The sequence below is a fragment of the Sodalinema sp. genome (assembly GCF_046483825.1).
GTDB lineage: Bacteria > Cyanobacteriota > Cyanobacteriia > Cyanobacteriales > Geitlerinemataceae > Sodalinema.
In genome coordinates, this window is sequence record NZ_JAWOCL010000135.1 from 1 (window position 1) to 8,783 (window position 8,783).

Here is an 8,783-nt window from a genome sequence, read left to right on the forward strand (position 1 = left end):
CAAGAGGCAAGAGGCAAGAGGCAAGAGGCAAGAGGCAAGAGGCAAGAGGCAAGAGGCAAGAGGCAAGAGGCAAGAGGGGAGTGTTGGGGGATGGCTGTTTTGGCGTTTCACGCAAAGGCGGTAAGCTGCTCGGACGTGGCGCTGGGGAAATCGGACAATTGTTAGTTTGAAGTTTGAAGTTTGAAGTTTGAAGTTTAGAATTTGAATTATGCCTAACGTACGTGTAATTGGTGGTGGATTAGCGGGAACCGAAGCCGCTTGGCAAGTGGCTCAATGGGGCGTTCCGGTGACGCTTCAGGAAATGCGCCCTTTGCGACAGTCTCCGGCCCACCATTCCCAAGAACTGGCCGAACTCGTCTGTAGTAACTCCTTTGGGGCCAAAGCCAGCGATCGCGCCTCGGGATTACTCCATGAAGAACTGCGCCGCCTGGGGTCGATTGTCATTGACAAAGCCGATCACCATCATGTCCCCGCCGGTGGCGCCTTAGCCGTCGATCGCGGGGTGTTTAGCCGCGATCTCACCGAAACCCTGGCCCAGCACCCTCTGATTGACCTACAACGGGAGGAAGTCCAGCAGATTCCCGACGATGAGATTGTCGTCTTGGCCACCGGACCTCTCACCAGCGAGGCCCTGGCCGATGACCTACAACGGCTCACCGGCCGCCAATATATGAGCTTCTTCGACGCGGCCAGTCCCATTGTGGTGGGAGAGTCGATTAACACCGATATCGCCTTTCGGGCCTCACGCTATGACAAGGGGGATGCGGACTATTTCAACTGTCCCATGACCCAAGAGCAGTATTTGGCCTTTTGGCAAGCTCTGTGTGAGGCAGAACAGGCGGAGGTGAAAGATTTTGAGCGAGAGACGGCTAAATTTTTTGAAGGCTGTCTACCCATCGAAGAAATGGCTAAACGGGGCGAGGATACCATGCGCTATGGTCCCCTGAAGCCTGTGGGGATTCGTGATCCGCGATCGCCTGAACGCTTCTATGCCATTGTGCAACTGCGCCAAGAAGACAAAGCCGGACAACTCTGGAATATGGTGGGTTTCCAAACCAACCTCCGCTGGGGAGAACAGAAACGGGTGTTTCGCCTCATTCCCGGCTTAGAAAACGCCGAATTTGTCCGCATGGGGGTCATGCACCGCAATACCTTTATCAACTCCCCCGAGTTACTGCATCCCACCCTGCAATTCCAACAACGCCCCACCTTGCTGGCCGCCGGACAACTGATTGGCACCGAAGGCTATACCGCTGCCGCCGCTGGGGGCTGGTTAGCGGGAACCAATGCTGCCCGAGTGGCTTTGGGGTTAGATCCCGTCTCCATGCCCGCAGAAACGATGATGGGGTCTCTGTTCGGATTTGTCACCTCAGCCAGCCCCAAACACTTCCAACCTATGCCCCCGAACTTTGGCATTATCCCCAGTTTGGAGATGAGAATTCGTAATAAGCGCGATCGCTATGGCAAATATCGCGATCGCTCCCTAGAGAGCTTAGCGACCTGGCAACAGATGCTTCAACCTGCCACGGTATAAGGGATAACAGTAATTTTTGGACATCATCCCCTGGGCATAAACCGCCCAGGTTTTTTTGTCAAGAGGGGATTCACTTAAATTTGTCAATGATCAGGATCCCTAGAGTTTTGCTTTAGGATCATACCCAAGGTAGATTATTTACGAAATATTAAGAATGTAGGATCTCCAGATACAAGTGATTGACAAATTCCCTGTTATGTCTACTCAACGCTGCCTCGTCCCCCCCGTTGCCGACCTCTTTTTCCAAGCCTGGTGCGCCGGAACCCTGGCTCCCGGCGATCGCTCTCAGGTCCGAGATGCCTTGCTCAACGACCGGATCAGCGACGAAGATCGGCAAGCCATCGACCGTCTCATCCACTGTGTCCGCCGAGGTTGGCTGGTGATGGACTCACAACCGAGTACCTAGAAAGCGCTCCAGGCCAGTCTGATCTCGGGTTTCAGGGAAAGACACCCCCAGAAACCACTCAAGAGATCACAGCGTTTGATATGGTGTTGTCAAATATCTCCCTTGCAGTTTGCCCATCGTATGAACGTACACACGGTATCGACTCAACCCTTTTCCGACCAGAAGCCCGGCACATCAGGACTGCGTAAGCAAGTTCCGGTGTTTCAGCAACGGCATTATCTTGAAAATTTTATCCAGTCCATCTTTAACAGCGTTGAAGGACACCAAGGCAAAACCCTCGTTCTCGGGGGAGACGGACGATATTACAACCGCACCGCCATCCAAACCATCCTCAAAATGGCCGTGGCTAACGGAGTTGGCCGAGTTCTCGTCGGTCGGGGTGGCATTCTCTCAACCCCGGCCGCATCCTGTATCATCCGTAAAACCGGAGCCTTTGGCGGCATTATTCTCTCAGCCAGCCACAATCCAGGAGGCCCTGAGGGAGACTTTGGCGTTAAATTTAATACTAGCAACGGCGGTCCCGCCCCAGAAAAAGTTACATCAGCGATCTTTGAAGCCAGTAAGACCATTGAGGGTTATAACATCCTAGAAGCGCCGGATGTTGACCTCGATACCCTACTCATCACCCAACTCAACGAAACTACCGTCGAAGTCATCGATCCCGTTGCCGATTACGCCGATTTGATGCAATCTCTGTTTGACTTCGATCGCATCCGGGACTTTCTCACCTCCGGCCAGTTTCGGCTGTGTATGGACCCACTTCATGCCGTCACGGGTCCCTACGCCCATCTGCTTCTCGAAGAGCGTCTCGGGGCGGCTCCCGGTAGCGTTCAGAACGGAACCCCTCTCGAAGACTTTGGTGGCGGCCATCCAGACCCGAACCTGGTCTATGCTCATGACCTGGTGGAGTTGATGTTCGGTGACGATGCTCCAGACTTTGGGGCCGCCTCCGATGGCGATGGCGATCGCAACATGATTTTAGGCCGTCAGTTCTTCGTCACCCCCAGTGACAGCCTCGCTGTTCTAGCCGCCAACGCCCACCTGGTTCCTGGCTACCAAGATGGCCTAGCCGGAGTGGCCCGTTCCATGCCCACCAGTGCCGCCGTGGACCGCGTCGCCGAGAAACTGGGCATCAACTGCTACGAAACCCCCACCGGCTGGAAATTCTTTGGTAACCTTCTCGATGCCGGACAAGCCACCCTCTGTGGCGAAGAAAGCTTCGGCACCGGCTCGGACCATGTTCGCGAGAAAGATGGTCTCTGGGCCGTACTCTTCTGGCTCAACATCTTGGCCGTGCGTCAGCAATCCGTCGAAGAGATTGTGCGCGACCACTGGCAAACCTACGGACGTAACTACTACTCCCGTCACGACTACGAAGGCATCGACTCAGGGAATGCCAACCAACTCATGGAGGGACTGCGATCGCAACTGCAAAGCCTCCCTGGCCAAACCTTGGGCAAATACGAGGTCGACTATGCCGATGACTTCAGCTATACCGACCCCGTCGATGGCAGTGTCAGCAAAAATCAAGGCATCCGCATTGGCTTTACCGACGGTTCCCGCATCGTCTTCCGTCTCTCAGGAACCGGAACCCAAGGAGCCACCCTGCGCCTCTACCTCGAAAGCTACGAACCCGACTCCAGTCAACATGGCGCCGATCCCCAAACGGCCTTAGCCGACTTTATCGCCATTGCCGAAGACCTGGCCCAGATTCGCCAGTATACTGGCATGAATGCGCCCACGGTCATTACCTAAGCCGTCAAACCCGCAACAATCACGATCTAACCATTATGCTGCAACCTGTCAGAACCGTTGAAATTTTTCAGAAGCAAACCGAACCTCAACATTACAAAGCTGGGGATGTGATTTTCCGAGAAGGGGAACCCGGAGAAACCATGTTCGGGATTATCGAGGGGGCCGTTGACCTCGTCGTCGATGATCGAGTTGTCGAAACCATTGACACCGGTGACGTCTTTGGAGAAGGCGCTCTCGTGCGAGTCCATAGAACCCGAGCTTCAACGGCTGTTGCTCAAACCGACTGTACCCTAGCGGTGATGGACTTAGAGAAATTTCTCTTTGCCGTCCAAGAGACGCCCATGTTTGCCCTAGAGATCATGTATAGTCTGTCTGAACGGTTGCGGCGTTTCAAACATCCCACCACCTAATCCCGACCGGCCAACCCCAGCGTGCCGTCATCATTATCATCAAAATAGGGGCAGAGATCCCGGACTTCGAGTAGGACTGCGCGAAGTCCGGGATTTTTATCACCGAGACGGATGCTCCTGAGCGCTCACCCGCCTTCAGCCCAGAAATGGCCAAGGGGCGGAACAAGTCACCCAGCCCTCCCGTCAGCGCAATCAGGACCCAACCATCCTGAACTCATCGCTAGGGTCAGGTATTAGCGTGGAAGACACGAGATCGATTAGTATTGCCTTACCAGAGGCAACTAAGCCCTGGTAACATCGGCCCGGCCATGATCCACCTTGGTTCATGTCTTAAGGTGTTTATAGATTACTCGATTAGATTGAATTGACAGGAGCGATGACTGAAGTCTTCCGCGTCGGCGAGCAAGGAATTACAGCAGAAGAAATCCCTCAACTGCTCAAACGTTATCAGCTGCTGCCACAATTTTTGCAGGGGCTAGTCATCGATCAGGCGATCGCCGAGTTCACCTGTCCCGAAGACGAACAACAAGCCGCCGTCCAGAAATTTTGTAAACAAAACCAATTGACCTCTCCGGAGATCCAACAGGCTTGGTTGAAAGCCAATGGCATGACCCTAGCCGAACTCGAAGCCCTGGCCATACGACCGATATTATTACAAAAGTTTAAGGAAACCACCTGGGGGCCAAAAGTGCGATCGCACTTTATGACCCGTAAATCCAGCTTAGATCAAGTGGTCTACTCCCTCATCCGCACCCAGGATGAAGGATTAGCCCAAGAACTGTACTATCGCATTAACGAAGGGGAACAAAATTTTGAAGAGTGCGCCCGCGACTATTCCCAGGGTCCCGAAGCTCGCACCGGCGGGAAGCTTGGCCCTGTCTCCTTAAACCGACCTCACCCCGCCATCGGCAAACTCTTGTCGGTCAGTCAACCGGGACAACTTTGGCCACCCCGTCCTCTGGCAGAATGGTTTATCATTGTTCGCCTCGACGAGTTTCATCCCGCGCAACTCGACTCAGCCATGCACCAGCGGATGTTAGATGAACTCTACGTCAACTGGCTCCAACAAGAAGTACAAACCATTGCCGCCGACTACTTTAAACGCTTGTCTTCATCCCCAGCGTCCGTATGACTCAGACCACCTCCCAACCCCAAATTTCCGATTTTCTCGCCCAAACGGCTCCCTTTGACCGCCTGCACCCTGATCGGTTGCGTCAGTTAGCCGCCAAAGCGCAACTCTTGCGCTATCGCATGGGACAACCCCTGCTGGTACGGGATAAAATGCCCGCCCAGATTTCCATCATCTACCAAGGACAAGTCCGAGTTCTCGGCTACGATCGCCGCAATGGCAATTCAACCAGTTTGCGCCTCGTGGGAGCCGGTGAAGTCCTCGGTTGGATTAGCGTCATCCGGGGATTACCCTGTGAAACCGCCCTGGCCTCAAGCGAAACCATTTGCGTCAGCATCAATGTCAACGACTTTCGGGACTGTCTGCGCAACGAAGCCGACTTTAATCGGGCCGTGCGAGAACACCCCAGTCTGACCGAAGTCTTTGAACTCAGCAGTGCCGAATTACAACGGCGAGCCGATGCAACCGCCGATATTAAAAGCCTCTGTTACGATCTCTGGTCCGAAGCCCAAATCATCGATCTCGACTCAGGACAACACTTAGAGCCAGAGCGCCTCGATCCTCAACTCCTCTGGCTGGTCAGTCGCGGTGAACTCGACGAGGCCAAAGTCGGCGATCGCCTCTACCCGGCCCGCTACAATCGCACACGACTCGAACAATCCCTACGCTTAGTCGGCGTTCCCTGGACCGCCAAAGTTAGCCAATCCGTCGGCTCCCCCCAACTTCCCGCCACCCCAGATAGCGACAGCGACCCAAGCGACGGACAAGAGCCGCCAGACTCCAACAACGGCGACACAAGAGCCATTGTCCCCAGTAACAATGTCTCTAGCGCCAGCAACGCCCTGGCCAATATCCCCGAAGCGCCGCCGCGACCGCCAGATCCCCCCCGAGATCCCCTCGCTCCCCCACCGCGCTACCCTCACATTCGCGGTAGTGGTCCGATTGGCTCTCCCTTAGCCTGCTTCCATATGCTCTGTAAGCATATGCGGATCAACTTCCGCAAGGATGCCATCCGCAAATTGCTCGAACAGCAGCTCAAAAGCAAAGGGGCCGTCTCACTCTACGGCTGCGGCACCATTATGCCCACCCTGGGGGTTCAAGCCCAGCTGGCTCGCATCCCCAAAGGCTCCCTCGGGCGGCTACAAGCACCGGGGATGATGAAATGGCAAGATAGCTACGCCATTCTCTACAACATTACCGAGAAAGAAATTGTCCTCGCCGTCCCCGAAGTGGGGATTCTCCATCGCACCCCGGCCCAAGTCGCCGAAATGGTCGAGGGAGATGTCGCTGAAGTCGTCCTAGTTCAGCCCCCCTCTGGCGATCAGTCCGAGAAATTCAGCATGTGGTGGTTCCTCCCCTCCATGCTGCGCTACAAAAAGGTCTTGATTGAGGTCTTCATCGCCTCCTTCTTTGTCCAACTCTTCGGACTCGCTAACCCACTGCTGACCCAGGTCATCATCGATAAAGTCCTCGGTCAACGTAGCATTGAAACCCTGAATATCTTAGGGATTTTCATGATTGGGGTGGCTCTATTTGAGGCCCTGCTCACCAGTCTGCGAACGTACCTCTTTGTTGATACCACCAACCGCATTGACCTCAACCTCGGTTCCGAGGTCATCGACCACCTGTTCCGGCTCCCCTTGGGCTACTTCGATAAACGCCGGGTGGGGGATATTGCCGGACGGGTGAACGAGTTGGCGAACATTCGTCAGTTCGTCACGGGGACGGCTCTGACGGTGGTTCTCGATGCTGTCTTCTCGGTGATCTATATCGCCGTGATGCTGACCTACAGTTGGCTACTGACAGCGGTCTCTCTGGTGACGGTTCCCTTCTTTACGGCTTTAATCGTCTTTGTCTCGCCCATTGTGCGGCGACTGTTGCTGAAACGGGCCGAACGCTACGCCGATGCTCAATCTTATCTCGTGGAAACCCTCAACGGGATGCAGACCGTCAAGGCGCAAAACATTGAGTTAACCTCCCGCTGGAACTGGTACGAACGCTATGCGCGTTACATGAACGCGGGCTTCCGAACGATTCTCACCAACACCGCCGCGAGTTCCGTGGCTGGGTTCCTCAATAAACTCTCGTCCCTGTTGCTGTTGTGGGTGGGGGCCTATTTGGTGATTAACCAGGAGCTAACATTGGGTCAGCTCATCGCCTTCCGGATTATTTCCGGGAACGTCACCGGCTCACTGTTGCGCTTTGTCCAGGTTTGGCAAAGCTTCCAGGAAGTGGGGATGTCCATTGAACGTCTGCGGGATATTCTCAACTCCGAACCCGAGAGTAACGACAGCGATCGCCTCAACATTCCCCTGCCGAATATCGAAGGACACGTTAGATTTGAAGATGTCTGTTTCCGCTTCGTTCCCACGGGCGCATTAAACGTCGCCAATGTCAACATTGATTTTCCCGCTGGGTCGTTCGTTGGGATTGTTGGACAAAGTGGATCGGGTAAAAGTACCTTAATGAAGCTCCTGCAACGGCTTTATCCCCCAGAAACGGGACGGATTCATATTGATGGCTATGACATCAACAAGGTTGAACTCTATTCCTTGCGCCGACAGGTGGGGGTAGTGCTGCAAGATACCCTCTTGTTCAACACCACCATTAAGGCCAACATTGCCCTAAACAATCCCGAAGCAACGGATGAAGAGATTATCAACGCGGCTAAAGTGGCGGTGGCTCATGACTTCATCATGACGCTACCTCAGGGCTATAACACCGTTGTTGGGGAACGTGGCTCAGCCCTGTCTGGGGGACAACGACAACGGATTGCGATCGCTCGGACGGTGCTACAAAAACCCAACCTGTTGATTCTCGATGAGGCCACCAGCGCCCTAGACTACAACCTCGAAAGTCTCGTCTGTCAGAACTTAGTCGAAGAATTCCGAGGACGCACGGTTTTCTTCATCACCCACCGTTTGCCGACAGTTCAGGGGGCTGACTGCATCCTGATGATGGACAATGCGGCATTGGTTGAACAGGGAACCCATGAGGAATTGATGGCACTAAAAGGTCGCTACTACTGTCTATATGAACAACAGCAGTCTCAGTTGTAGTGGTCATGCTCATGTCTATGATGTTGAGGATGGGGCGCAGATGATCTGTCGAAGCCAAGGGAAAAGCCATGAATAATATCCAACGAATTGAGTCAATCGAAGAACAACCCGTAATCCTGGAACAGCCGGCCTTTTGGACTCGGGCGCTGATTTGGCTAATTGTGGCGATTACCACCTCTGGGGTGGTTTGGGCCTCGTTAGCGAAAATGGATCAATCCATTCCTGCCGAAGGGAAACTCGAACCCGAAGGATCGCTGCGAGAGGTGAAAGTCCCTGGCGGCGGTATGGTGCGAGAGATTCACGTGGCCGGGGGCGATGAGGTGAATGAAGGGGATTTACTGGTCACTCTCGACTCGACCGTATCCCAAGCCTCGGTGGAGTCACTGCGGGAGGCCCGCGACCAACGGCGTAGTGAGGCCCAGGCCTTTCAGGCTCAGGCCGAAGGATTAGATCTTGGGGTCCTCGATGCTGCGGGTGAGTTCGATCGCAC

The 8,783-nt window shown here is 54.4% G+C and carries 7 protein-coding genes; all 7 read left to right on the top strand.

What is annotated here, in order from left to right:
* Positions 1–208 precede the first annotated feature (208 nt).
* Positions 209–1,534, top strand: coding sequence for an FADH(2)-oxidizing methylenetetrahydrofolate--tRNA-(uracil(54)-C(5))-methyltransferase TrmFO (gene trmFO, locus R6U67_RS08555; RefSeq protein WP_410252156.1), 1,326 nt, complete (start codon positions 209–211; stop codon positions 1,532–1,534).
* 196 nt (positions 1,535–1,730) lie between these two features.
* Positions 1,731–1,940, top strand: a complete 210-nt coding sequence (locus R6U67_RS08560) for a hypothetical protein (RefSeq protein ID WP_068790123.1) — start codon at positions 1,731–1,733, stop codon at positions 1,938–1,940.
* Between the two features lie 120 nt (positions 1,941–2,060).
* Positions 2,061–3,695, top strand: coding sequence for an alpha-D-glucose phosphate-specific phosphoglucomutase (locus R6U67_RS08565; RefSeq protein ID WP_410252157.1), 1,635 nt, complete (start codon positions 2,061–2,063; stop codon positions 3,693–3,695).
* A gap of 35 nt (positions 3,696–3,730) precedes the next feature.
* Positions 3,731–4,105, top strand: coding sequence for a cyclic nucleotide-binding domain-containing protein (locus R6U67_RS08570; protein ID WP_410252158.1), 375 nt, complete (start codon positions 3,731–3,733; stop codon positions 4,103–4,105).
* Positions 4,106–4,481: 376 nt separating this feature from the next.
* On the top strand, positions 4,482–5,237 hold the full coding sequence (locus tag R6U67_RS08575; protein ID WP_410252159.1) for a peptidylprolyl isomerase: 756 nt from the start codon (positions 4,482–4,484) through the stop codon (positions 5,235–5,237).
* A complete protein-coding gene (locus tag R6U67_RS08580) occupies positions 5,234–8,293 on the top strand; it encodes a peptidase domain-containing ABC transporter (RefSeq protein WP_410252160.1) in 3,060 nt (1,019 codons plus the stop codon). Before R6U67_RS08575 ends, R6U67_RS08580 begins: the two co-directional genes overlap by 4 nt.
* Before the next feature lie 68 nt (positions 8,294–8,361).
* A partial coding sequence (locus R6U67_RS08585) for a biotin/lipoyl-binding protein (protein ID WP_410252161.1) occupies positions 8,362–8,783 on the top strand: 422 nt, incomplete at its 3' end.